This window comes from Streptomyces sp. NPDC001544 (assembly GCF_042894285.1).
Taxonomy (GTDB): Bacteria; Actinomycetota; Actinomycetes; order Streptomycetales; family Streptomycetaceae; genus Streptomyces.
Genome location: NZ_JBIAVN010000002.1, coordinates 292,912 through 314,668, shown reverse-complemented (window position 1 = coordinate 314,668; position 21,757 = coordinate 292,912). Strand labels below are relative to the sequence as shown.

Annotated in this window: 20 protein-coding genes, 1 tRNA gene and 3 pseudogenes; 17 read left to right on the top strand and 7 right to left on the bottom strand. The window is 70.8% G+C overall.

Annotated elements, in window-relative coordinates:
• Positions 1-112: 112 nt before the first annotated feature.
• Positions 113-898 carry a GntR family transcriptional regulator gene (locus tag ACFY0F_RS06740; RefSeq protein ID WP_388789970.1) on the bottom strand — a complete coding sequence of 262 codons (786 nt, stop codon included), beginning with the start codon at positions 896-898 and terminating at the stop codon, positions 113-115.
• Between the two features lie 263 nt (positions 899-1,161).
• Between ACFY0F_RS06740 and ACFY0F_RS06735 the strand changes: the two genes are divergently transcribed.
• The 6 genes from ACFY0F_RS06735 (at position 1,162) to ACFY0F_RS06710 (ending at position 6,669) form a co-directional block, all read left to right on the top strand.
• On the top strand, positions 1,162-2,181 hold the full coding sequence (locus tag ACFY0F_RS06735; protein ID WP_388789968.1) for a sugar ABC transporter substrate-binding protein: 1,020 nt from the start codon (positions 1,162-1,164) through the stop codon (positions 2,179-2,181).
• Entirely contained in the window at positions 2,181-3,257 is a 1,077-nt protein-coding gene (locus ACFY0F_RS06730) for an ABC transporter permease (RefSeq protein WP_388789965.1), read from the top strand. Before ACFY0F_RS06735 ends, ACFY0F_RS06730 begins: the two co-directional genes overlap by 1 nt.
• A 4-nt stretch (positions 3,258-3,261) precedes the next feature.
• Positions 3,262-4,173, top strand: a complete 912-nt coding sequence (locus ACFY0F_RS06725) for an ATP-binding cassette domain-containing protein (RefSeq protein WP_388789962.1) — start codon at positions 3,262-3,264, stop codon at positions 4,171-4,173.
• A gap of 2 nt (positions 4,174-4,175) precedes the next feature.
• Positions 4,176-5,078 (top strand): sugar phosphate isomerase/epimerase family protein, encoded by a 903-nt coding sequence (locus ACFY0F_RS06720; protein ID WP_388789960.1) that lies wholly within the window; start codon positions 4,176-4,178, stop codon positions 5,076-5,078.
• A gap of 108 nt (positions 5,079-5,186) precedes the next feature.
• On the top strand, positions 5,187-6,425 hold the full coding sequence (locus ACFY0F_RS06715; RefSeq protein ID WP_388789957.1) for a serine hydrolase domain-containing protein: 1,239 nt from the start codon (positions 5,187-5,189) through the stop codon (positions 6,423-6,425).
• Positions 6,426-6,480: 55 nt separating this feature from the next.
• Positions 6,481-6,669 carry a hypothetical protein gene (locus ACFY0F_RS06710; protein WP_388789954.1) on the top strand — a complete coding sequence of 63 codons (189 nt, stop codon included), beginning with the start codon at positions 6,481-6,483 and terminating at the stop codon, positions 6,667-6,669.
• Between the two features lie 7 nt (positions 6,670-6,676).
• On the opposite strand, the gene ACFY0F_RS06705 is transcribed toward ACFY0F_RS06710, so the two are convergent.
• Together ACFY0F_RS06705 and ACFY0F_RS06700 are read right to left on the bottom strand one after the other, a co-directional pair.
• Positions 6,677-7,681 (bottom strand): Gfo/Idh/MocA family oxidoreductase, encoded by a 1,005-nt coding sequence (locus ACFY0F_RS06705; RefSeq protein WP_388789952.1) that lies wholly within the window; start codon positions 7,679-7,681, stop codon positions 6,677-6,679.
• Positions 7,682-7,758: 77 nt separating this feature from the next.
• Positions 7,759-7,971, bottom strand: a pseudogene (locus ACFY0F_RS06700) (SDR family oxidoreductase); the annotation flags it as partial.
• A gap of 184 nt (positions 7,972-8,155) precedes the next feature.
• Between ACFY0F_RS06700 and ACFY0F_RS06695 the strand changes: the two are divergent.
• Together ACFY0F_RS06695 and ACFY0F_RS06690 are read left to right on the top strand one after the other, a co-directional pair.
• Positions 8,156-9,202 carry a LacI family DNA-binding transcriptional regulator gene (locus ACFY0F_RS06695; RefSeq protein WP_388789950.1) on the top strand — a complete coding sequence of 349 codons (1,047 nt, stop codon included), beginning with the start codon at positions 8,156-8,158 and terminating at the stop codon, positions 9,200-9,202.
• Positions 9,199-9,849 (top strand): poly-gamma-glutamate hydrolase family protein, encoded by a 651-nt coding sequence (locus tag ACFY0F_RS06690; protein ID WP_388789947.1) that lies wholly within the window; start codon positions 9,199-9,201, stop codon positions 9,847-9,849. Before ACFY0F_RS06695 ends, ACFY0F_RS06690 begins: the two co-directional genes overlap by 4 nt.
• On the opposite strand, the gene ACFY0F_RS06685 is transcribed toward ACFY0F_RS06690, so the two are convergent.
• Positions 9,813-10,973 carry a Gfo/Idh/MocA family protein gene (locus ACFY0F_RS06685; RefSeq protein WP_388789944.1) on the bottom strand — a complete coding sequence of 387 codons (1,161 nt, stop codon included), beginning with the start codon at positions 10,971-10,973 and terminating at the stop codon, positions 9,813-9,815. The genes ACFY0F_RS06690 and ACFY0F_RS06685 overlap by 37 nt on opposite strands.
• Positions 10,974-11,084: 111 nt before the next feature.
• Between ACFY0F_RS06685 and ACFY0F_RS06680 the strand changes: the two genes are divergently transcribed.
• The 8 genes and pseudogenes from ACFY0F_RS06680 to ACFY0F_RS06645 form a co-directional block, all read left to right on the top strand.
• A complete protein-coding gene (locus ACFY0F_RS06680) occupies positions 11,085-12,104 on the top strand; it encodes a LacI family DNA-binding transcriptional regulator (RefSeq protein WP_388789941.1) in 1,020 nt (339 codons plus the stop codon).
• Positions 12,105-12,185: 81 nt separating this feature from the next.
• Entirely contained in the window at positions 12,186-12,698 is a 513-nt protein-coding gene (locus tag ACFY0F_RS06675; protein ID WP_388789939.1) for a hypothetical protein, read from the top strand.
• A gap of 71 nt (positions 12,699-12,769) precedes the next feature.
• A complete protein-coding gene (locus ACFY0F_RS06670; protein ID WP_388789936.1) occupies positions 12,770-13,966 on the top strand; it encodes a serine hydrolase domain-containing protein in 1,197 nt (398 codons plus the stop codon).
• A 98-nt stretch (positions 13,967-14,064) separates the two neighbouring features.
• Positions 14,065-14,138, top strand: a tRNA-Pro gene (locus ACFY0F_RS06665).
• Positions 14,139-14,819: 681 nt separating this feature from the next.
• Positions 14,820-16,010, top strand: coding sequence for an SAV_2336 N-terminal domain-related protein (locus ACFY0F_RS06660; protein WP_388789933.1), 1,191 nt, complete (start codon positions 14,820-14,822; stop codon positions 16,008-16,010).
• The gene (locus tag ACFY0F_RS06655; protein WP_388789930.1) at positions 15,971-16,852 is read left to right on the top strand and encodes a NaeI family type II restriction endonuclease; all 882 of its coding nucleotides are present in this window, start codon (positions 15,971-15,973) and stop codon (positions 16,850-16,852) included. Before ACFY0F_RS06660 ends, ACFY0F_RS06655 begins: the two co-directional genes overlap by 40 nt.
• Before the next feature lie 142 nt (positions 16,853-16,994).
• Positions 16,995-17,318 (top strand): annotated as a pseudogene (locus tag ACFY0F_RS06650) (cobalt ABC transporter ATP-binding protein); the annotation flags it as partial.
• Positions 17,315-17,401 (top strand): annotated as a pseudogene (locus tag ACFY0F_RS06645) (ECF transporter S component); the annotation flags it as partial. The pseudogenes ACFY0F_RS06650 and ACFY0F_RS06645, both read left to right, overlap by 4 nt.
• Here ACFY0F_RS06645 and eutC read toward each other — a convergent pair.
• On the bottom strand, positions 17,392-18,243 hold the full coding sequence (gene eutC, locus ACFY0F_RS06640) for an ethanolamine ammonia-lyase subunit EutC (protein WP_388789927.1): 852 nt from the start codon (positions 18,241-18,243) through the stop codon (positions 17,392-17,394). The pseudogene ACFY0F_RS06645 and the gene eutC sit on opposite strands and share 10 nt — an antisense overlap.
• Positions 18,240-19,631: an ethanolamine ammonia-lyase subunit EutB gene (locus ACFY0F_RS06635; protein ID WP_388789924.1), complete on the bottom strand. Its 1,392-nt coding sequence runs from the start codon at positions 19,629-19,631 to the stop codon at positions 18,240-18,242. Before ACFY0F_RS06635 ends, eutC begins: the two co-directional genes overlap by 4 nt.
• A 161-nt stretch (positions 19,632-19,792) precedes the next feature.
• Between ACFY0F_RS06635 and ACFY0F_RS06630 the strand changes: the two genes are divergently transcribed.
• On the top strand, positions 19,793-21,304 hold the full coding sequence (locus ACFY0F_RS06630; protein WP_388789922.1) for an APC family permease: 1,512 nt from the start codon (positions 19,793-19,795) through the stop codon (positions 21,302-21,304).
• Between the two features lie 119 nt (positions 21,305-21,423).
• Here ACFY0F_RS06630 and ACFY0F_RS06625 read toward each other — a convergent pair whose 3' ends face one another.
• Positions 21,424-21,636: a hypothetical protein gene (locus ACFY0F_RS06625; protein ID WP_388789921.1), complete on the bottom strand. Its 213-nt coding sequence runs from the start codon at positions 21,634-21,636 to the stop codon at positions 21,424-21,426.
• Positions 21,637-21,757 lie beyond the last annotated feature (121 nt).

The window sequence follows — 21,757 nt, the reverse complement described above, 5'->3', positions numbered from 1 at the left end:
TAATAACAGCCGCATATCCGCTCATGCGTCAATAGCTACCGTCCGTCTCGTGCGTCTCTTGCCCGAAACGTAATCGACACGGCCGCCAACCGGATCGTTCACAAAGCGACAGTCACGGTCTGACCAGCAGCTGGAAGTCGAAGGTGTACCGCGACGCCCGGTAGATGTGGGTCCCGTACTCGACCGGCCGGCCCGCGTCGTCGTACGCCGTGCGCCGCATGGTGAGCAGGGCCGCGCCCTCCTTCTCCTCCAGGCAGGCCGCCTCCTCGGCGGTGGCGCCGCGGGCGCCGACGGTCTGCCGCGCGCTGTGCAGGGTGATCCCGGCGGAGCGCATCATCCGGTACAGACCGGACGACTCCAGCCGGGAATCGTCGAGTTCGAACAGGGCGGCGGGCAGGTAGTTGCAGAGGAGGGCCACCGGCCGGCCGTGCGTGCAGCGCAGCCGCTCCAGGACCGTGACCTCCTCGCCCTGTGCGACACCGAGCGCGGCGGCCACGTCGGCGGACGCCGGGACGCGCTCGTTGCGCAGCACCCGCGTCGTCGGGCGCTGCCCGGCCGACTCCAGGTCGTCGTAGAGACTGCTGAGCTCCAGAGGCCGTCTGACCTGGCTGTGCACCACCTGGGTGCCGACACCCCGGCGACGCACCAGCAGCCCCTTGTCCACCAGGGACTGGATCGCCTGCCGCACGGTCGGCCGGGACAGGCCCAGTCGTACGGACAGATCGATCTCGTTGCCCAGCAGATTGCCCGGAGCGAGTGCCCCGCGCCCGATCGCCGCTTCCAGCTGCTGTGCGAGCTGGTGGTACAGCGGCACCGGACTGCTCCGGTCCAGGGTGAAGTCGAGGGAGTCGAGCGTGGAGACGTTCAGGGAGTGGGCGCGGTCACCGGTCCTGGCCATCGGGACGCCTCCTTGGGGTGAGCGGAGTTCACAGATGCCGGCGGCGAGCGGCGACCTGCCGTTCGTGGTCCTCGCGGTCCTCGCGTACGGTCCTCTCAGGTGTAGGGGCCGACGACAGTCCTGTCAATGATTTGTACTTACATTCTGACTAGCTCCTGAAATGATGTCTTAACAAAGTATTGACAGCGGGCCTCCCAGGGACTTGGATCGCGTCCCAGCGCACCAGCGTCCTTTCCCCCGTAGCACAGTGAGGTGCAGGAAAAATGGACCGCTCTTCTCTCTCCCGCTCCCGCAGACTGGCCCCCGTCGTGGCCGTGGCCGCCGCGGCAGCACTGACCCTCGCCGGCTGTTCCAGCAGTTCGGGAGGGAAGAAGGCCGAAGAAGGAGGGGCGAACGCCTCCGCGGGCAGGGCCACCACTGCGCGGATGACGGTCGCGCTCGTGACCCACCAGGCGCCCGGCGACACCTTCTGGGACATCGTCCGCAAGGGCGCCGAGGCAGCAGCCGCCAAGGACAACATCAAGCTCATCTACTCCCACGACCCGAACGCGGGCCAGCAGGCCGGCCTGGTGCAGAACGCCGTGGACCAGAAGGTCGACGGCATCGCCATCACCCTCGCCAAGCCCGACGCCATGAAGGACGTCGTCAGCAAGGCGACGGCCGCCAAGATACCCGTGGTCGGCCTCAACTCGGGCGTCAGCGACTGGAAGAAGCTGGGCCTGCTGGAGTTCTTCGGACAGGACGAAACCGTGGCCGGTGAGGCGCTCGGCAAGCGGCTGAACCAGGAGGGCGCCAAGAAGGCCGTCTGTGTGATCCAGGAGCAGGGCAACATCGGCCTCACCCAGCGCTGCGACGGCGTGAAGAAGACGTTCTCCGGCACTACCGAGACGCTGTACGTGAACGGCACCGACATGCCCTCCGTGCAGTCCACGATCACCGCCAAGCTCAAGCAGGACGCCGCCATCGACTACGTCGTCGCCCTCGGCGCCCCCTACGCGCTGACCGCCGTGCAGTCGGTGGGTGAGACGGGCAGCAAGGCCAAGGTCGCCACGTTCGACCTGAACAAGGACCTGACCAACGCCATCAAGAAGGGCACCATCCAGTTCGCCGTGGACCAGCAGCCCTACCTGCAGGGCTACCTCGCGATCGACTCCCTGTGGCTCTACAAGAACAACGGCAACTACAGCGGCGGCGGCGAGCAGCCGGTGCTGACCGGGCCGGCCTTCGTCGACAAGTCGAACGTCGACACCATCGCCCGGTTCGCCGCGAAGGGCACCCGGTGATGAGCATGACCCAGCAAGCCGAACCGGCGGTGGGCACATCGCCGGGGCCCGGCCCCCGGAAGACCGACGGGCGCACCGCCGCCCGACCCCTGGTGATCCGGCTGCTGGCCCGCCCCGAAGTGGGCGTGTTCCTCGGCGCGATGGCGGTCCTGGTCTTCTTCCTGATCGCGGCGCCCACGGTCCGCCAGGGCAGTTCGATGGCCACGGTCCTCTACCAGTCGTCGACGATCGGCATCATGGCGCTGCCGGTGGCCCTGCTGATGATCGGCGGCGAGTTCGACCTCTCGTCCGGCGTCGCGGTGATCAGCTCGGCGCTGACCGCGAGCATGCTCAGCTACCAGCTCACCCTGAACGTGTGGATGGGCGTGATCGTCGCCCTGGTCGTCTCGCTCGGCATCGGGGCCCTCAACGGCTGGATGGTGGTCCGCACCGGACTGCCCAGCTTCCTGGTCACCCTCGGCACCTTCCTGATCCTGCAGGGCGTGAACCTGGCCGTCACCAAACTGGTCACCGACAACGTCGCCACCGACGACATCAGCGACATGGACGGCTTCGACCAGGCGAAGAAGATCTTCGCCTCCTCCTTCGACGTCGGCGGGGTCCAGGTGAAGATCACCGTCGTGTGGTGGCTGGTCTTCGCGGCCATCGCCACCTGGGTGCTGCTGCGCACCAAGTACGGCAACTGGATCTTCGCCGTCGGCGGCAACAAGGAGTCCGCGCGCGCGGTCGGTGTCCCGGTGAACTTCACCAAGATCACCCTGTTCATGACCGTCGGCTTCGGTGCCTGGTTCGTCGGCATGCACCAGCTGTTCTCCTTCAACACCGTGCAGTCCGGTGAGGGCGTCGGCCAGGAGCTGATCTACATCGCCGCGGCGGTGATCGGCGGCTGTCTGCTCACCGGCGGCTACGGCTCCGCGATCGGCCCGGTCTTCGGCGCGTTCATGTTCGGCATGGTGAACCAGGGCATCGTCTACGCGGGCTGGAACCCCGACTGGTTCAAGGCCTTCCTCGGCGTGATGCTGCTCGGCGCCGTCCTGATCAATCTGTGGGTCAGCCGCACGGCGACCCGGAGGTGACCCGATGACGAACAACGGAACCGGAACCCACGGCGCCATCCTCCAGGACACCGTGCCCCGCGACGACGGGGCGATCGTCGAACTGCGCGGCGCGGGCAAGTCCTACGGCAACATCCGCGCCCTGCACGGTGTCGACCTCAAGGTCCACCCCGGCCGGGTGAGCTGCGTGCTCGGCGACAACGGCGCCGGCAAGTCCACCCTCATCAAGATCATCTCGGGGCTGCACCAGCACACCGAGGGCGACTTCCTCGTCGACGGCACCCCGGTGCGCTTCGGCACCCCCCGCGAGGCCCTCGACAAGGGCATCGCCGCCGTCTACCAGGACCTCGCCACCGTCCCGCTGATGCCGGTGTGGCGCAACTTCTTCCTCGGCTCGGAGATGACCAAGGGGCCCTGGCCGATCCGCCGTCTCGACATCGAGCGGATGAAGAAGACCGCGGACGAGGAACTGCGCAACATGGGCATCGTCCTGGACGACCTGGAACAGCCCATCGGCACCCTCTCCGGCGGCCAGCGCCAGTGCGTGGCGATCGCCCGCGCCGTCTACTTCGGCGCCCGCGTCCTGATCCTGGACGAGCCGACCGCCGCGCTCGGCGTCAAGCAGTCCGGCGTCGTGCTGAAGTACATCGCCGCCGCCCGCGACCGCGGCCTCGGCGTCATCTTCATCACGCACAACCCCCACCACGCCTACATGGTCGGCGACCACTTCAGCGTGCTGCGCCTCGGCACCGTGGAACTGTCCGCCGACCGCAGCGAGGTCAGCCTCGAGGAGCTGACCAACCACATGGCCGGCGGCGCCGAACTCGCCGCGCTCAAGCACGAACTGGCCCAGGTCCGCGGCGTCGACGTGGAGGAACTCCCCGAGGCGAAGGACCTCACCGCGCCCGTGGCGACCTCTCCCGAAGGGACCCCGTGACCATGGCCGACGTCCTCGACCGCATCCGGGTGGGCTCCGCCCCCGACTCCTGGGGCGTCTGGTTCCCCGACGACCCGCGGCAGGTGCCCTGGCAGCGCTTCCTCGACGAGGTCGCCGAGGCCGGCTACTCCTGGATAGAGCTGGGCCCGTACGGCTACCTGCCGACCGACCCGGCCCGCCTCACCGACGAGTTGCAGCAGCGGAACCTGAAGGTGTCCGCGGGCACGGTCTTCACCGGCATGCACCGCGGCCCGTCCGTCTGGGAGTCGACCTGGGAGCACGTCAGCCAGGTCGCCGCGCTCACCCGGGACATGGGGGCGAAGCACCTCGTCGTCATCCCGTCGTTCTGGCGCGACGACAAGACGGCCGAGATCCTCGAACCCCCGGAGCTGACGACCGAGCAGTGGGCCCACCTCACCAAGGGCATGGAGCGGCTCGGTCACGAGGTCAAGGAGGTCTACGGCCTCGACCTCGTCGTCCACCCGCACGCCGACACCCATGTCGACACCGAGGACCACGTCGAGCGCTTCCTCGACTCCACCGACACCGAACTGGTCAACCTCTGCCTGGACACCGGTCACTACGCCTACTGCGGCGGTGACAGCGTCAAGCTGATCGAGACCTACGGCGAGCGCATCGGCTACCTTCACCTCAAGCAGGTCGACCCGGAGATCCTGGCCGACGTCGTCAAGGACGGGGTGCCGTTCGGACCGGCGGTACAGCGCGGTGTGATGTGCGAACCGCCCTCCGGGGTGCCCGACTTGGAGCCCGTGCTGGCCGCGGCTCAGCGGCTCGGCGTGGAACTGTTCGCCATCGTCGAGCAGGACATGTACCCGTGTGAGCCGGACAAGCCGCTGCCCATCGCGGTGCGCACCCGGCAGTTCCTGCGCTCCTGCGGGGCCTGAGGACAGAAGCGGGAGGGCCCGCGCGGCACCGCCGACAGGCGGCGGCGCGCGGGCCCTCCTATTCTGGTACAGCCGACTCCGGGGGCAGCCGACGTCGGGAGCACGCCCATGTCGCACACGTCAGCCCGACTGCGCAGGGGGGTCGTCGCCGCGGCCGCGGCGGGGATGCTGGTGACGCCGGCCGCGGGCTGGGTGGCCGGCGCGCCGCCGCTCCCGGCCGTCTCCGCCACCCCCACGCCCTCGCCCTCCGGGAGCGACGTCCGCGAGCTCACGCCGGCGGTGCGGCGGCAGCTCGACGCGGCCGTGCGGGACGTGATGCGCGTGGCGCACGTGCCGGGGGTCACCGTCGGGCTGTGGACACCCGGCAAGGGACAGTACGTGAGGTCCTTCGGCGTCGCCGACAAGGCCACGGGCCGGCCGATGTCCCCGGACCTGTACATGCGGATCGGCAGCGAGACCAAGACGTTCACCGTCACGGCGCTGCTGGAGCTGGTCGACCAGGGCAAGGTGGGGCTCGACGACACGATCGACAAGTACGTCGACGGCGTGCCGAACGGCGACCGGATCACCCTGCGTGAGCTGGCCGGCATGCGCAGCGGCCTGTTCAACTACTCCGAGGACGACGACTTCTTCAAGGCGGTCACCTCCGATCCGCAGCGGCCGTTCACCCCGCGGCACCTGCTCGCGTACGCCTTCAGACACCCCGTGCTGTTCCCGCCGGGGGAGAAGTTCGACTACAGCAACACCAACCTGATCCTGCTCGGCCTGGTCGTCGAGCGGCTGAGCGGCCGGTCGTTGGCCGACTGCATCCAGCAGGGTGTCCTCGCTCCGGCCGGCCTCGGCCACACCCTCTTCCCCACCGGCGACGAGTTCCCCACCCCGCACGCGCAGGGCTACACCGACCAGACCGCGACCGGCGAGGTCGAGGACGCGGCCGACTGGAACCCCTCCTGGGGCTGGGCGGCCGGCGCGATGATCTCCGACCTGGACGACCTGCGGGTCTGGGCACGCACGGTCGCCACGGGCCGGCTCCCGGACGGGCGCACCCTGATCAGCCCCGCCACCCAGAAGCAGCGGCTGACCACACCCCCGTCGTCCTTCCCGGGCGCCGGATACGGTCTCGGCATCTTCGACGTCCAGGGCTGGATCGGACACAACGGATCGCTGCCCGGTTACGAGTCCCTCACCGTCTACCTCCCGTCGGCCGAGGCGACCCTCGTCGTCCTGCTCAACACCGACATCGACCACAGGGGGACGGAACCCAGCACCCTCTTCGGAGAGGCGATCACCAAGATCGTCTCTCCGGACCACGTCTTCGACCTGCCCGCGGAACCGGCGGCGCGCTGAGAACGTTCAAGGCAGTGAGCGGGGCGTGCGGACCCCGGGACGGGGAGGAGACGCAATGGACCACGAGTCGACGGGTGGAGAGGCCCAGGAGACGGCCGAGGCAGCCGTCCGCCGGGCCAGGTTCGGGGCGCTGCCGGAGCGGGTGCGGGCCGAGGACACGGTGGAGGAGCGACCGGCCACCCTGCCGGACCCGGCGCGGGACGCCTACGATCCGGACGAGTGGATGGTGCGCTACTGCCTGTGAGCGCCGTTCAGGCTCCTCGTACCTCCGCGATCGTCACCGGCCGGTGCTCGTGCAGCGACAGCGTGCAGGCCTCCGCGATCCAGCCGGCCTCCAGCGCGTCCGCGATCGTGCACGGGGAGGGGCGGGTGCCGGCGACGACCTCGGTGAACGCGGTGAGTTCGGCGCGGTAGGCGTCGGTGAAGCGGTCCATGAAGAAGTCGTGCGGAGGGCCCGAGGGGAAGGTCACGCCGGGCTCGACGGAACGCAGCGGCAGCTTGTCGTCCAGACCCACGGCGATGGAGTCGGTGAAGCCGTGCAGTTCCATGCGGACGTCGTAACCGCGGGCGTTGTGGCGGCTGTTGGAGACCACCGCGATCGTGCCGTCGTCCAGGGTGAGGACCGCACCGGTGGTGTCGGCGTCGCCCGCCTCCCGGATGTAGTCGGCGCCCCGGTTGCCGCCGACCGCGTACACCTCGGTCACCTCGCGGCCGGTCACCCAGCGGATGATGTCGAAGTCGTGCACGGAACAGTCGCGGAAGATGCCCCCGGAGGCGGCGACGTACGCGGCGGGCGGCGGGGCCGGGTCCAGTGTCGTCGACCGCACGGTGTGCAGCTTGCCCAGCTCACCCCGCTGGACGGCGGCCCGCGCGGCCACGAACCCGGCGTCGAAGCGGCGGTTGTAGCCGATCTGGACCGGAACGTCGCTGCCTTCGAGGGCCCGCAGCACCTCGACGCCCTCGGGCATGGTGCGGGCGACGGGCTTCTCGCAGAAGACGGGGACGCCGGCCTCGACGCCGGCCAGGATCAGGGCGGGGTGGACGTCGGTGGCCGCCGCCACCACCAGCCCGTCGACTCCGGCCGCCAGGACCGCCTCGGGGGAGTCGGCGACCTCGGCACCGAACCGCTCGGCGGCGGCCTTGGCCGCGTCCGCGAACGGGTCGGCCACCACGAGGGACTCGACGGCGTCGAGCCCGGAGAGGGTCTCGGCGTGGAAGGCGCCGATGCGGCCGAGGCCGAGGATTCCGATACGCATGTGCTCCGCTGCTTCCTGTGAGTGGTGTTGCCGTCCGTCGCCGGGGCTCCGGTTCCGGCGGGCCCGGTCCGTCTGGTTCAGTCCAGCCCGCCGAGCACGTTCTGGTCCCAGTCGATCACCGAGCCGGTGACCACGCCGGACCGCTCCGACAGCAGCAGGACCACGAAGTCGGCGATCTCGTCCGGCTCGCCGAGCCTGCCCATCGGCAGCCGGGCGGCGGCCTGTTCCCGCCAGTCGTCCCCCGCGCCGTGGAAGGCCCGCTGGGTCGCGTCCTCGCCCTCGGTCGCGGTCACCGTCTAGAGCGCAGGTCTGCGCGGACAGCCAGACACCGCCTGGCGCGGAGGTCGGGGACATCGGTGTCCTTCCTTCGGTCACGGGAAGCGACGCGGCCCTGTCATTCTTGTCAGTACAAACCCTTCCAACAACCAGCACGCGACCATCAAAAACCCCTCAAGGAGCCGAGGAGTCCCCGTCATGGGCCACCCCTTCCCGATTCGCGAGATCGCACGTCAGGCCGGTCTCAGCGAGGCCACGGTGGACCGTGTGCTGAACGGCAGGGGAGGGGTGAGGGAGAGCACCGCGCAGGAGGTCCGCCGGGCCATCGCGGACCTGGACCGGCAGCGCACCCAGGTCCGGCTGGTCGGCCGGACCTTCATGGTCGACATCGTGATGCAGGCGCCCGAACGGTTCAGCACGGCCGTGCGCGCCGCCTTGGAGGCCGAACTGCCCGCGCTGCACCCGGCCGTGCTCCGCTCCCGCTTCCACTTCCGGGAGACCGGCCCGGCGCGGGAGCTGGTCGGCACCCTGGACCGGATCGCCCGGCGCGGCTCCCAGGGCGTGATCCTCAAGGCGCCGGACGTCCCCGAGGTCACCGCCGCCGTCGGCCGGCTGGCAGCGGCCGGGATCCCGGTCGTCACCCTGGTCACCGACCTGCCCGCCAGCGGCCGGCTCGGCTACGTCGGCATCGACAACCGGGCGGCCGGGGCCACCGCCGCCTACCTGACCGGCCAGTGGCTCGGCGACCGGCCCGGGAACGTCCTCACCAGCCTCAGCAGCGGGTTCTTCCGCAACGAGGAGGAACGGGAGATGGGCTTCCGCAGCGTCATGCGGGCCCGCCACCCGGAGCGCACGCTGGTGGAGATCGCCGAGGGGCAGGGGCTCGACGCCACCCAGTACGACCTGGTGCGGGCCGCGCTCGAACGGGACCCGGAGATCCGCGCGGTGTACTCGATCGGCGGCGGCAACATCGCCACCCTGCGGGCCTTCGAGGACCTCGGCCGCGAGTGCGCCGTGTTCGTCGCGCACGACCTCGACCAGGACAACACCCGCCTGCTGCGCGAGCACCGCCTGTCCGCCGTCCTCCACCACGACCTTCGCCAGGACCTGCGGGAGGCCTGCCACCTGGTGATGCGCGCCCACGGCGCCCTGCCGCCCGCCGGCCCGACCCTGCCCTCGGCGATCCAGGTCGTCACCCCGTACAACATGCCCGTGCACACGGCGAACCGAAAGGGGGCGGAGTGACCCGCACCGAGCGGACCGAACACCTGCGGATCGAAGGCGTGCCCCTGGTCGCCACCCTCGTACAGGGCGGGGACGTCGGGCTGCTGGCCCTGCACGGGGCGAACGAGGGAGGCACGGCCGAACTGGCGGGCATCGTGGCCGGCCGCTGCGGCGCCACCAGCCTGGTCTTCACCCAGCCGGGGACACGGCGGCCCGTGCACATCCCGTCCCCCCGGATGGCGGTGGACCACTGCGCGCTCCTCGGCGAGTTCCTGTCCGCCGTCTCCCTCACCGTCTCCCTGCACGGCCACATGCGGCCCGACGCCGCCCGCACCGTCTACCTCGGCGGCGGCAACCGGGAGGCGGCGCTCGTCCTCGCCCAGGAGTTCGACTCCTGTGCTCCCGATTTCAAGGCCGTCACGGACGTCGCGGCGATCCCGCCCGCCCTGCGCGGGCTGCACCCGAGGAATCCCGTCAACCGGACCCGCCGAGGGGGAGTGCAGGTGGAACTCCCGTTGTCGGCGCGGACCGCCGACCCGGTGAAACGGCGCGGAGTGCCCGACCGGCCTCCGCAGCCGGTGATCGACGCCCTCGTCGCCGGCGTCGCACGGCTGTCCGCGGGCCCGGACGCTCAGGGCATCCGGACGTCCACCCAGGAGCCGTTCTGAGCCGACCGCACCATCGCGTCCAGTGCCTCCGCGCCGCGCACGGCGTCGTCAAGCGTCGCGCCGTACGGCTCGCCCTCCGCGATCGAGCGCAGGAACCGGGCGGCCTCGATCACCTTCAGATCGTCGTAGCCCATCGCATTGGCCGCGCCCGGCTGGAACGCCGCGAACTCGCCGTCGCCCGGGCCGACGTGGACGGTGCTGACGGGCTGGTCCTGGTACCTGTCGCCGCGGCTGACCCCGAGTTCGTTCATCCGGCGGAAGTCCCAGAACACCGCTCCCGAGGTGCCGTGCACCTCGAAGCCGTAGTTGTTCTGCTCGCCCACCGAGACCCGGCAGGCCTCCAGGACACCGCGGGCGCCGGAGACGAAGCGCAGCAGACAGCTGACGTAGTCCTCGTTCTCGACCGGGCCGAGCTCGCCGCCCGTGGCCCGGGAGTGGCCCGCCGTGGCGCCGGCGGGGCGGGCCCGCTCCGGTACGAAGACCGCGGTGTCGGCGGTCAGGGACGCGATGTCACCGATCAGGTACCGGGCCAGGTCCACGCCGTGCGAGGCCAGATCACCCAGCACCCCGCTGCCGCCCCGCTCCCGCTCGTACCGCCAGGTCAGCGCGGACTCCGGGTGGGCGGCGTAGTCACTGAACAGACGGACGCGGACATGGGTGACGGTGCCGATCCCGCCGGAGGCGATCAGGTCGCGGGCGGCCTCGACGGCGGGCGCGTTGCGGTAGTTGAAGCCGACCGCCCCGCGCACGGCCGCCTTCGCCACCGCGTCGGCCACCGCCCGGGCGTCCCCGGCCGTCAGGCCCACCGGCTTCTCGATCCAGATGTGCTTGCCGGCCTCGGCCATCGCCACGCCGATCTCCCGGTGCAGGAAGTTGGGAGCGGTGATGCTGACCGCCCGCACCCGCGGGTCGGCGGCCACCTCCCGCCAGTCGCGGGTGGCCGAGGCGAAACCGAACTGCTCGGCGGCCTCCTCGGCCCGGCCCGGCACCTCCTCGGCGACGGTCACCAGTTCCGGCCGCAGCGGCAGCCGCGGATAGTGGTGCCGGACCCGGGCGTACGCCTGGGTGTGCACCCGGCCCATCCAGCCGAATCCGATGACGGCGACACCGAGCGAGTCCACCATGACAGCACCTCTTTGGACCGGTCCATACCCTGTCCGGCACCACCCTGAGCGTGGTGAGCACCAGTGTCAACCCTTTGACAGCCCGCGACGGCGCATGGAACGGTCCATGTCATGAGAGCGCCGACCATCCGCGACGTGGCCGAACGAGCCGGGGTGTCCAAGTCGCTGGTCTCGCTGGTGCTGCGCGGCTCCGGCCAGGTGCGCCCCGAGAAGCGGGAGGCGGTGCTGCGGGCCGTGCGGGAGCTCGGCTACCGGCCGAACGCCGCCGCCCGCAGCCTCAGCGAGCAGCGCACCCGGACTGTGGGGGTCCTCCTCAACGACCTGCGCAACCCCTGGTTCGTCGACCTCCTCGACGGCCTCAACTCCCCACTGCACGCGGCCGGCCTGCACATGCTGCTCGCCGACGCCCGCCTCAACCGCCGCACGGGCCACGACCTGACCGGCCCCTTCCTGGACCTGGGCGTCGACGGCCTGGTGGTGGTCGGCACCCTGCCCGACCCCGGGGTCCTCGGCGCGGTCGCCGAGCGCCTGCCGCTCGTGGTGGCCGGCGCCCGTGAGCCGGTACTGCCCGGCGTCGACATCGTGGCCGGGGACGACGAGCACGGCGCCCGGCTGGTCACCGAGCACCTCATCGGGCTGGGCCACCGCCGCATCGCGCATCTCTGCGGGTACGGAGCCGTGGGCGAGCTGCGGCGCCGCGGCTTCGAGGCGGCGATGCGGGCGCACGGACTGGCCGGGCAGGCGGTGGTGGAACCCGGCGACATGACCGAGGAGGGCGGCTACCGCGCCACCGTACGGCTCCTCAGCCGCCCGGACCGGCCCACCGCACTGCTCGCCGTGAACGACACCGCCTCCCTCGGCGCGCTCTCGGCCGCCGGGGAACTGGGGCTGAGCGTGCCCCGGGACGTGTCGGTGACCGGCTACGACAACACCGGCACCGCCCGGCTCCGCCACGTCTGGCTGACCACCGTCGACACCGCGCCGCACGAGGTCGGCCGCCGCGCCGCCCGCTGCCTCCTGGAGCGTCTCGACGGCCGACGCGGCGAGGGCAGCGTCCATCTGGCCGTGCCCACGCTGAAGATCCGGGGGACGACGGCACCGCCGGCCGTCACGACTGACCGGCCGCCGTGAAGTGGCGGGGCGCCTTCGGCCAGGTGATCGTGGAGAGCGCCGGCTTCACAGCCCCGAGAAGACCCTGGAGGAGAGGAGCCCATGGCGGACCCCTCCCGGGCCGTGCCCCGGCGGCCCGCGCACGACCGCCGGTCCATGCTGCTCTTCGGCGGTGTCTACGGTGCCGTGGTCGCCAGCGCCGTGCTGGCGGCGCTCACCGAGTACGGGCGCTACTCCCGGGCCGACCGGCGCTACGACGCCGCCTGGCTGCTGGTGACCGCGCTGGCCTCCGCCCTGGCGCACGGCTACGCCCACTACATCGCCGACCGCGGTCCCCGTCGACGGGGGCAGGCCCTGCGTGCGCTCGCCGACGAGTGGCCGCTGGTCGTGGCCATGCTGCCCAGCGTCCTGATCCTCGCGGGGGCCGGCTGGGGCTGGTGGCCGACCCGGAGCGTCGAGTACTCGGCGTTCTCCTTCAACATCGTCCTGTTGTTCACCCTGGGCCTGTTCTCCGCGAGGTCCGCGGGCCGCAGATGGACTTTCGCGGTGGCCACCGGCATGGGGGACGCGCTGATCGGGGTGATCGTGGTGGTGGCCAACGCGGTCATCAAGTAGCCGGCGGCCACTCGTGCGGGCCCGCACCGCGCCGACCGCCGCCCGGTGCCAGTATGGTGCTTATGGCCCTTATGGCCGGTTTCCGTGCGGTGTCGCTGTGTGCCGCCGCCCTCCTCGCGGTGACCCTCCAGACGACGGCGATCCCCGCCGCCGGGCGCCCCGCCCCGGGCTGCGTCGCCGGCGGGCAGCGGGACGACCGCGCACGAACGGTGCAGGAGATCACGCGGCAGGCCCGGCGGGAGCTCGACCTCAAGGCCGTACTGGTGCGGGTCACGGTGAACGGACGCGAACTGGTCACCGACGCGGCCGGTGAGTCGATGACCGGTGTCCCGGCCACGCCCGCCATGCACTTCCGGGCCGGTTCGATGGCCATCGCTCACCTGGGGACCGTGCTCCTGCAGCTCGTCGAGGAGAACCGGGTGAGTCTCGACGATCCCGTCTCCCGCTGGCTGCCCGACCTGCCGCACGGCGACGAGATCACGCTGCGGATGCTCGGTGACTCCACCTCCGGCCTGCACGACTACGTCACCGACCCCAAGTTCGTGCAGCGCTTCTACGCCGACCCCTTCCGTCAGTGGACCCCGCGCGAGCTGATCGGATTCCCGCTCAGCCATCCCCTGTGGTACGAGCCGGGCAGCAACTGGAGCTACTCGCACGCCAACTTCGTCCTCCTCGGCCAGGCGCTGGAGAAGATCACCGGCACCCCGCTGGACAGGCTGCTGCGCGAACGCGTCCTGGCTCCGCTGCGGCTGAGCGGGACCGCCAACGGTTTCACCCCTCAGATCCCGGCTCCGGTGCTGCACGCCTACGACGGCGAACGCGGCAGATACGAGGAGTCCACCTTCTGGAACCCGTCCTGGACGACGGCACCGGGCGCCGTCCTCACCACCGACATCTGCGACCTGGCCCGCTCCGCCCAGGGCATCGGATCGGGCGAGCTGCTCTCTCACCGCTCCTACCGAGTCCAGCTCGATCCCGGCACCCCCGGCCTCGGCACCCGGACCGCGACCTGCCCCGCCGCCGTCTGCCTCAAGCAGACCCAGGCCTTCCACTTCGGGATGGGCGTGATCGTGAAGAACGGGTGGGTCCTGACGAACCCCTCCTTCGCCGGCTTCGCGGCGGTGCAGGCGTACCAGCCCGCCGAGAAGCTCGCCATCGCCGTGTCCACGACCGTGGGGCCCAAGGCACCCCAGGGCAACACGGCCCAGACGATCACCGACCGCATCGCCGCGGCCCTGGCCCCGGTCCACCCGCTGGACATGGGCTGACCACGCGCAGGGCGACGCCGGGCGTCCGGCAACAGCACCGACATGTGTGCGGTAGGGTTGACTTGCGTGATCACGCGGGACACCGCGTGGCACCGCACCGGGACGTGGCGCAGCTTGGTAGCGCACTTGACTGGGGGTCAAGGGGTCGCAGGTTCAAATCCTGTCGTCCCGACTTTACGAAGTCGCAGGTCAGGGGCCGTTTCAGAGGAGATCTGAAGCGGCCCCTTGATCATTCTTGGGGACCGCTTGGGGACCAGTGCATGTGAAGGGGCTGTGGCGCACCCTGACCCGGTCAAGGTGCGCCACAGAACGTTGAATCGCCCGGGCGAAGCAACTGGCAGCGCGGGGCCCAGGTGTCCGGTTCCCGGCACCGACCCGGAGCCGCCGCAGGCGCCCGGTTCTCCCGGCGTTACGCTGCTGTACGAGTCCGACCCGCAGCTGTCGGACGCCGACCCGCGCACCTCGCTGCTCGCCCCACTGCCCCCCATGCTGGCTCACCCGCTCCTGCTCCAGCGGGCCCTGCGCCCCATGCGGCGCCGGGTGCCCTCGCACGTGGAGAGGGAACTGGACGAGCGGAGCACCGCCTACCGGATCGCCCGCCAGGGAGCATCGCCCGGCAGCTGGCTCCCCGTTCTCCGGGCGAGGCCGGAGCGCTGGCTCACCCTCCACCTCCTGTACGACGCGGGGCCCACGATGCCCATGTGGCGCCCGCTGCTGCGGGAGCTGCACCGCGCCATCGGCCAGACAGGCGCCTTCCGGGGGATACAGCTCCTGAAACTGACTCAGGACGGCCGGCTACGCCAGTCGCCCGGCGGTCGGCCGGCCACCCTTCCCCCGCGCGACGGCCGAAGCCGTGACCCTTGTCCTCAGCGACTGCAGCGGCCCCCACTGGTATGCCGGGAACGAGGGGGCCGCGGAGTGGTACCGCGTGCTGCGCAGCTGGGCACGGACGACATCGCTGGCGATCGTCCAGCCCCTGCCGGAACGGCTCTGGCGGCGTACGGCCCTCCCCGTTTCCGTGGGGCTGCTGACGGCACGCGCACCGGCCTCTCCCAACTCCGCTCTCCGCTTCACTCCGTTCGACACGGTCGGCGAAGCGCCTGCCGGGCTGCCGCTGCCGGTGTTGGAACCCTCCGCCCGTTGGTTCGCGCACTGGGCCGAGCTCGTGGCCGGACCCCCCGGTACCCGGGTGCCAGGTGCGGCGGCCACGCTGCCCACCGGTCTGTCGACGGTCCCGGCGGACCACGGACGGCCCGTCCCCCGGTCCCTGTCCCCCCAGGAACTGGTGCTCAATTTCCGCGCCCACGCATCGCCACAGGCACTCCGGCTCGCCGCGCACCTGGCGGTGGGCGAGCCGAGTCTTCCCGTGATGCGGCTGGTGCAGGCGGCCACCGAAGCGAGGCCGGAGCCGCAGCACCTGGCCGAGGTGGTCCTCAGCGGCTTGCTCACGACTGCCCCTGGCAGCCCGGCCGCCGCAGGCGACTACGTGTTCCGGCCAGGTGTACGCGAGGTGCTGCTGCGCAGCCTGCCCCGCTCGACGGCCGCGCGAGTCGGTGCTGTCATCCAGCGCTACGCCGGATCCCGGGCAGGGGAGTTCCCGGTCACGGTCCCGGACGAGCACAGCGCGGAGGGAGGTTGTGCGTCAGGAGAACCCTTGGCCGTGGTCTCGGACGAGACCGTACGGAATCTGAGCGGTGCCCCGGACGTGCCCGCCGACGAGCTGGACACGCTCGTCGAGGGACGCTACCGGCTGACTCGGCGGCGGCATGGCGGAACGACGTCGAGCACCTGGCGGGCGACGGACGAGCTACTGGGCAGGGAGGTCGCTCTCAAGCTCTTCGACACGCCGAGGGCCGGCAGGGCGTCGGGCGAGCAGCACTTTCTCGCCGACGCGGAACGGCTGGCCGCACTCGACATCCAGGGATGGGCGCGCGTCACCGGCTACGGGATGCACGACGGTCGTCCGTACCCGCGGTGCGCGATGTGGACCCCGACGGTGCACGTATGGGGCGCGTCCTGCGGGAGGCCGTCGACGAGGTGCTGAACGGCGGGGTGACGGGCCGTTACGACATGAAGAGCCTCACGAAGACGGAGAAGACGCACCTCGGGAGCCTGGTGGACATGGCGATCCAGCGCGAGTTCCGCTTCGAGGACGGTCGGGCGATGGACTTCCGCATCGCCGGTGTCGATGTCGACTGCCGGTTCAGCCTCGTATTCGGCGGCTGGATGTTCCCTCCCGAGACACTGGGTCACCTCTGCCTCCTGGTCTGGGCGAACGACTACCAGAGCCGGTGGAGCGTCGGCCTGCTGCGCGCCAACGAGGAGTGGCTCAGTGCCCGGATGAACCGAGACCTGAAGGCCACGCTCAAGGCCGAGCACCGCGACAAGATCCTTTGGCTCTGGCGCGACGTCGAGCTCGCGGAGAACGTCCTCCTGCACATGTCCGACGCCGACCGTGAGGCGGTTTTCCTGCACAAGACCGGTCAGCAGCGACTCAACGAGCTCTTCCAGCGCGTTCAGCGACGCCGGATCGGACGCAACGCCGTCCGTACCGTGGCGCAGCAGCGGGACTACATGAAGCGCCTCCGCGGACATGGCGGATCCCGCTCAGCCCTTCGGGACAAGGGGATCATCATCCTGGGCGACTACGAGGCACACCGGCACATCGCCCGGCAGCTCGGCCTCCCCGTCCCCCGGGAAGGAGAGTTCGTCAGCGCGCGGGTGGTACCGGTTGCGCCTGGGGCTGACAAGCCTGTCGCGGAGATGGATGGCGGGCTGTGGTCTCTGGCTTCCCCGGAAGACCCTGAGCACCCCGCGCCGATGCTTCCCGCACATCTGCCGACGGAGGCAAGCAGTGAGCATGGGGATGGACCCCGCCGGAGGTAGTGGGGGCCTCGTCGGCTCACCGCAGGCCAGCGAGTGGGCGGCCCGGTTGGCATCACTGGCGTGGGGACCAGTTGGGAACCGGCGCACTTGATCCTGGGCTCAGGCCCGCGCCGGGCTGGAACCGTGCGCGTGGCGGGGGAGACCGACCCGCGGACTGGACTACTGCGCCAAGACCGAGCTGATCGGAGTCGTCGACACCCTCGCCGCCGAAGGCCGCGCGGTCGTCGTCTCCACCCGCGGCGTCGAGTTCGCCGCCCGTGCCGCCGACCGGGTGGTGGTCACGGCCGAAGGAGACATCGTCGCCGACGGACCGACCACCGAAGTCATCGTCTCCTCGCCCGTGTTCGCACCTGACACGGCGAAGAATCTCGCCCCGCTCCCGTACTTGACGGCCGATCAGGTCAAGGCGGAGCGATCACGACGGCCGCAGCCATCCGGCTGCCCCCGCGCGCAGGCGCGGTCATGACCCTGGCCGCCTTTCTCGGCCTGGTCGCCTTCTTCTGGCCCTCCGCCGTCGCCCCGGGGACGTTCGGCTCGAACTACGCACCATCAGATGTCTCTCGGGGAGTCGAGACTCCAGTTGCTTGCACACCGGACGCATCACACGGATGTAGTAGCCCTTCGAGTAGCCGCTCGCCCACAGCCTCGTGATCGCTTTCGTCCTTCAGTCCCACCCCGGTGATCCCCAGCTCCCGCCCCCTCCCCATCAACCCCGCCAACTTCCCTGCTGCCAGCTCATACGTCAGGCCCAGGGGCGGCCGGATGTTGCTCAGGCAGTTGCGGTCCGCGTCCGTCGTCTTCCCCGGCCTCGGCCGGTACGTCAGGTACGCGCCCAGCGAGTCCGCCGCAGACATCCCCGGTCGTTCGCCCACGAACACGACCACCATCGCCGCTCCCATCGCGGACGCGATGTCGTCGCCGAGGGCCACCCGGGCCTGTTCGGCCAGTACCACCGGCGCCACCCGCCATCCCACGAGCCGCGCTACCGTGCCCCGTACCATCGCCGCCGCGTGCTCGTGCACGGCCCGGCTGGACAACCCGTCCGCGACCACGAACACCACGTCCCAGTCGCCGACGGGCAGATGCGCGCGATCCATCGGGTCCAACCGGCGGCCCAGATCGGGACGTTGGAGGTACGTGAGGCGGTCACCCGCCGCGCTGCGGACCCGTACCGTCTCCCTCCCCGCGAGCCCCGCCGCCACCACCTCCGGCTCGAACGGCGAGTGCACCGCGTCCCGTGCCGCCGCGTGCGCGGACTGGAGTTCCAGCCGGTTCCGCGTCGGCAGCGAGGTGCCCGCGCGGCCGAGGCCGATACGGGCCTGGGTGTGCCGGCGCAGCGCGGACCAGAGGGGCAGGTCCCTGACGGTGAGATCGACTTGGCCGTTCGTCATGCCGCAAGTTCCCTTCCGATCGCCGTCAGGGGATGCGCCGAGTCCGACGGCACCTCCCTGATCGAACCCGCCTCGTCCAGCAGACCGATCGACCCCAGCCATGCCTCGAACTCCGGTGCCGGGCGCAGGCCGAGGACCTCGCGGAGGTACAACGCGTCGTGGTAGGAGGCCGATTGGTAGTTGAGCATGATGTCGTCGCCGCCCGGCGTGCAGATCACGAACGACGCGCCCGCGACGCCGAGCATGGTCAGCATGGTCGCCACGTCGTCGTCATCGGCGTCGGCGTGGTTCGTGTAGCAGATGTCCAGGCCCATGGGGAGGCCGAGGAGTTTGCCGCAGAAGTGGTCCTCCAGGGCGGCGCGGAGGATCTGGCGGCCGTCGTAGAGGTACTCCGGGCCGATGAAGCCGACGACCGTGTTCACCAGCAGGGGCTCGTAGCGCCGGGCCACCGCGTACGCCCTCGCCTCCACCGTCTGCTGGTCCACACCGTGATGCGCGTCGGCGGACAGGGCGCTGCCCTGGCCGGTCTCGAAATACATGACGTTGTCGCCGACCGTACCCCGGCCGAGCCCGCGCGCCGCCTCGTGCGCCTCGTCGAGGAGGCCGAGCGTGACACCGAAGGCGGCGTTCGCCGCCTGGGTCCCGGCGATGGACTGGAAGACCAGGTCGACAGGGGCGCCCTGCTCCATCAGCTGCACGCTCGTCGACACATGGCACAGCACCGAGGACTGGGTCGGGATCGAGTACCGGCCGATCACACCGTCCAGCAGCTCCAGCAGTGCCCTCGTCGCCTTCGGGCTGTCCGTCGCCGGGTTGATGCCGATCACCGCGTCGCCGGAGCCGAGCAGCAGGCCGTCCAGCAGGGCCGCCGCCACTCCCGCCGCGTCATCCGTCGGGTGGTTGGGCTGGAGGCGGGTGGCCAGCCGCCCCGGCAGTCCGATCGTCGAGCGGAACGCCGTCACGACCCGGACCTTGCGGGCCACGGCGACGAGATCGGCGTTGCCCATCAGCTTCGAGACCGCCGCGACCATCTCCGGGGTCAGCCCGGGCGCCACCGCCGACAGCGCGTCGCTCCCCGCCGCCAGCAGCCATTCCCTCAGCTCGCCGACCGTCATCCCGCCCACGGGCGCGAAGGCCGCCGCGTCATGCGTGTCGAGGATCAACCGGGTCACGTCGTCGGTCTCGTACGGGATCACCGGCTCGGTCAGGAAGGTCGCGAGCGGTACCTCGGCGAGGGCCCAGCGCGCGGCGACCCGTTCCCGGGCGCTCGCGGCGGCGAGGCCGGCGAGCCGGTCGCCGGAGCGCTCGGGGCTCGCGGCGGCGAGGAGGTGCGCGAGGGAGCCGAAGCGGAAGCGTTCGACACCGAGAGTGGACGTGTAGACGGTCATGGCGGTGACCGTACGAGCCGTGTGTTGCCTACACGTTGCGCCAGGTTTCTAAAGGTCTGGTTGACAAACATTTAACGCCCCGAGACCCTTGCCCGACTCATTCGGTCTGCAGAGTTCCGGTTCAGTGCAAGCAACGAGCAGCAGGAGAGGGGCCACCGGCGATGGCAGTGGACGAGGGAGTCGCCCCGGCGACGGAATCAGGCGACGAAAGCACGGTTCACCGGCTTAAGCCGAACGCGATCGGCCTGCTGGGCGTGGTCTTCATGGCCGTCGCGACCGCCGCCCCGATCACCGCGATGACCGGCAACGTGCCCTTCATGGTGTCGTCGGGCAACGGCGTCGGGGCCCCGGCGAGCTATCTCGTCGCAATGGTCGTCCTGGCAATCTTTTCGGTCGGCTTCACGTCGATGGCGAAGCACATCACGTCCACCGGCGCGTTCTACGGCTTCATCTCCTACGGCCTCGGCCGCACCGCGGGCCTCGCCTCCGGCCTCCTCGCGACCTTCGCGTACGTCGTCTTCGAGCCGGCGCTGATCGGCATCTTCTCGGTCTTCGCCAACACAACGCTCAAGGACCAGACGGGCGTTGACGTCCCGTGGTGGGCGTTCGCGATCCTGATGCTCGCCGTCAACGCGACCGGCACCTGGTTCGGCGTCAGCGTCGCCGAGAAGCTGCTCGTCGTGCTCCTCGGCACCGAGGTCACCGTCCTCGCGGCCATGGCCATCTCGGTCGCCCTGCACGGGGGCGGCCCGCACGGCTTCACCTTCGGCCCGGTCAACCCGGTCAACGCCCTCAAGGGGACCTCCGCCGGCCTCGGCCTCTTCTTCGCCTTCTGGTCGTGGGTCGGCTTCGAGTCGACGGCGATGTACGGCGAGGAGTCCCGCGACCCGAAGAAGATCATCCCCAAGGCGACGATGATCTCGGTCCTCGGCGTCGGTGTCTTCTACGTCTTCGTCTCCTGGATGGCCATCATCGGCAACGGCGAGGCGGAGGCCGTGAAGGCGGCCTCCTCCGCGAACCCCCTCGCCCTCTTCTTCAACCCCACGGAGCGGTACGTCGGCCACTGGGCCGTCGACGTCATGCAGTGGCTGATGATCACCGGCTCGCTGGCCTGCGGCATGGCCTTCCACAACTGCGCCGCCCGCTACATGTACGCGCTGGGCCGCGAGGGCGTCCTGCCGTCCCTCAAGCGCACGGTCGGCCGCACCCACGCCAGGCACGGCTCCCCGCACATCGCGGGCCTGGTCCAGACGGCCGTGTCCGCCGTCCTCATCGGCGCGTTCTGGGCGGCCGGCAAGGACCCGTACAACGCGCTGTACGTCCTCCTCGCGATCCTCGGCACGATGGCGATCCTGGTCGTCCAGGCCGTCTGCTCCTTCGCGGTGCTGGTCTACTTCCGCAGGAACCACCCCGAGAGCCGCCACTGGTTCAGGACCTTCGCCGCCCCGCTCATCGGCGGCATCGCGATGCTCGGCGTGGTCGTCCTGCTGGTGTCCAACATGGGTGCCGCGGCCGGCACGGAGTCCGGCTCCCTGCTCCTGAAGGCGACCCCGTGGCTGGTGGCCCTGGTCGCGGCGACGGGCATCGGCTACGCCCAGTACCTCAAGCACCGCGCCCCCGAGCGGTACGCCCTGCTGGGCAGGACGGTGCTGGAGGAGACCAAGGAGCGGTAGGGGCATGAACGGCGTCAGGGGTACGGGGTGTGGGTCACCCCGTACCGGGCAGCGATGCCGCACCCATTACGCCCGCAACCTGCTGAGCCAGGTCCCCAAGTCGGCACAACTGTGGGTGGTCACCCTGCTGTTGAAGGTGCTCGCCGGGACGGTGAACGGAAGCCGGCGCGGACGGCGGCCTGCCGTGCCGTGTTGGGGCCGGCCCCGGCCTGGACTACGTGGCCCATGACGACGGCCTCCGCGGCGCCCGGGTCCAGGTGTGCGGCCGCCGGCGCGGCGCCGATGGCGTGCGCGCCCAGCTCGGCGGCGGAGAGGGTGTTCAGCGCGCCCATCAGTTTGCCGAGTCCGCGACTCGCCGCGGCAACCCCGTGCAGGGAATGATCATCCTCAGAGATGATGTCGCAGCGGTATCGGCGACTGGTCGGTGGCCAGCCGCTTCAGGCCGAGGAGAGA

Coding starts and splice junctions, on each gene's coding strand:
- ACFY0F_RS06740 (WP_388789970.1), bottom strand. CDS start 898: ATGGCCAGGACCGGTGACCGCGCCCACTCCCTGAACGTCTCCACGCTC.
- ACFY0F_RS06735 (WP_388789968.1), top strand. CDS start 1,162: ATGGACCGCTCTTCTCTCTCCCGCTCCCGCAGACTGGCCCCCGTCGTG.
- ACFY0F_RS06730 (WP_388789965.1), top strand. CDS start 2,181: ATGAGCATGACCCAGCAAGCCGAACCGGCGGTGGGCACATCGCCGGGG.
- ACFY0F_RS06725 (WP_388789962.1), top strand. CDS start 3,262: ATGACGAACAACGGAACCGGAACCCACGGCGCCATCCTCCAGGACACC.
- ACFY0F_RS06720 (WP_388789960.1), top strand. CDS start 4,176: ATGGCCGACGTCCTCGACCGCATCCGGGTGGGCTCCGCCCCCGACTCC.
- ACFY0F_RS06715 (WP_388789957.1), top strand. CDS start 5,187: ATGTCGCACACGTCAGCCCGACTGCGCAGGGGGGTCGTCGCCGCGGCC.
- ACFY0F_RS06710 (WP_388789954.1), top strand. CDS start 6,481: ATGGACCACGAGTCGACGGGTGGAGAGGCCCAGGAGACGGCCGAGGCA.
- ACFY0F_RS06705 (WP_388789952.1), bottom strand. CDS start 7,681: ATGCGTATCGGAATCCTCGGCCTCGGCCGCATCGGCGCCTTCCACGCC.
- ACFY0F_RS06695 (WP_388789950.1), top strand. CDS start 8,156: ATGGGCCACCCCTTCCCGATTCGCGAGATCGCACGTCAGGCCGGTCTC.
- ACFY0F_RS06685 (WP_388789944.1), bottom strand. CDS start 10,973: ATGGTGGACTCGCTCGGTGTCGCCGTCATCGGATTCGGCTGGATGGGC.
- ACFY0F_RS06680 (WP_388789941.1), top strand. CDS start 11,085: ATGAGAGCGCCGACCATCCGCGACGTGGCCGAACGAGCCGGGGTGTCC.
- ACFY0F_RS06675 (WP_388789939.1), top strand. CDS start 12,186: ATGGCGGACCCCTCCCGGGCCGTGCCCCGGCGGCCCGCGCACGACCGC.
- ACFY0F_RS06670 (WP_388789936.1), top strand. CDS start 12,770: ATGGCCGGTTTCCGTGCGGTGTCGCTGTGTGCCGCCGCCCTCCTCGCG.
- ACFY0F_RS06655 (WP_388789930.1), top strand. CDS start 15,971: ATGGGGCGCGTCCTGCGGGAGGCCGTCGACGAGGTGCTGAACGGCGGG.
- eutC (WP_388789927.1), bottom strand. CDS start 18,243: ATGACGAACGGCCAAGTCGATCTCACCGTCAGGGACCTGCCCCTCTGG.
- ACFY0F_RS06635 (WP_388789924.1), bottom strand. CDS start 19,631: ATGACCGTCTACACGTCCACTCTCGGTGTCGAACGCTTCCGCTTCGGC.
- ACFY0F_RS06630 (WP_388789922.1), top strand. CDS start 19,793: ATGGCAGTGGACGAGGGAGTCGCCCCGGCGACGGAATCAGGCGACGAA.
- ACFY0F_RS06625 (WP_388789921.1), bottom strand. CDS start 21,636: ATGGGCGCGCTGAACACCCTCTCCGCCGCCGAGCTGGGCGCGCACGCC.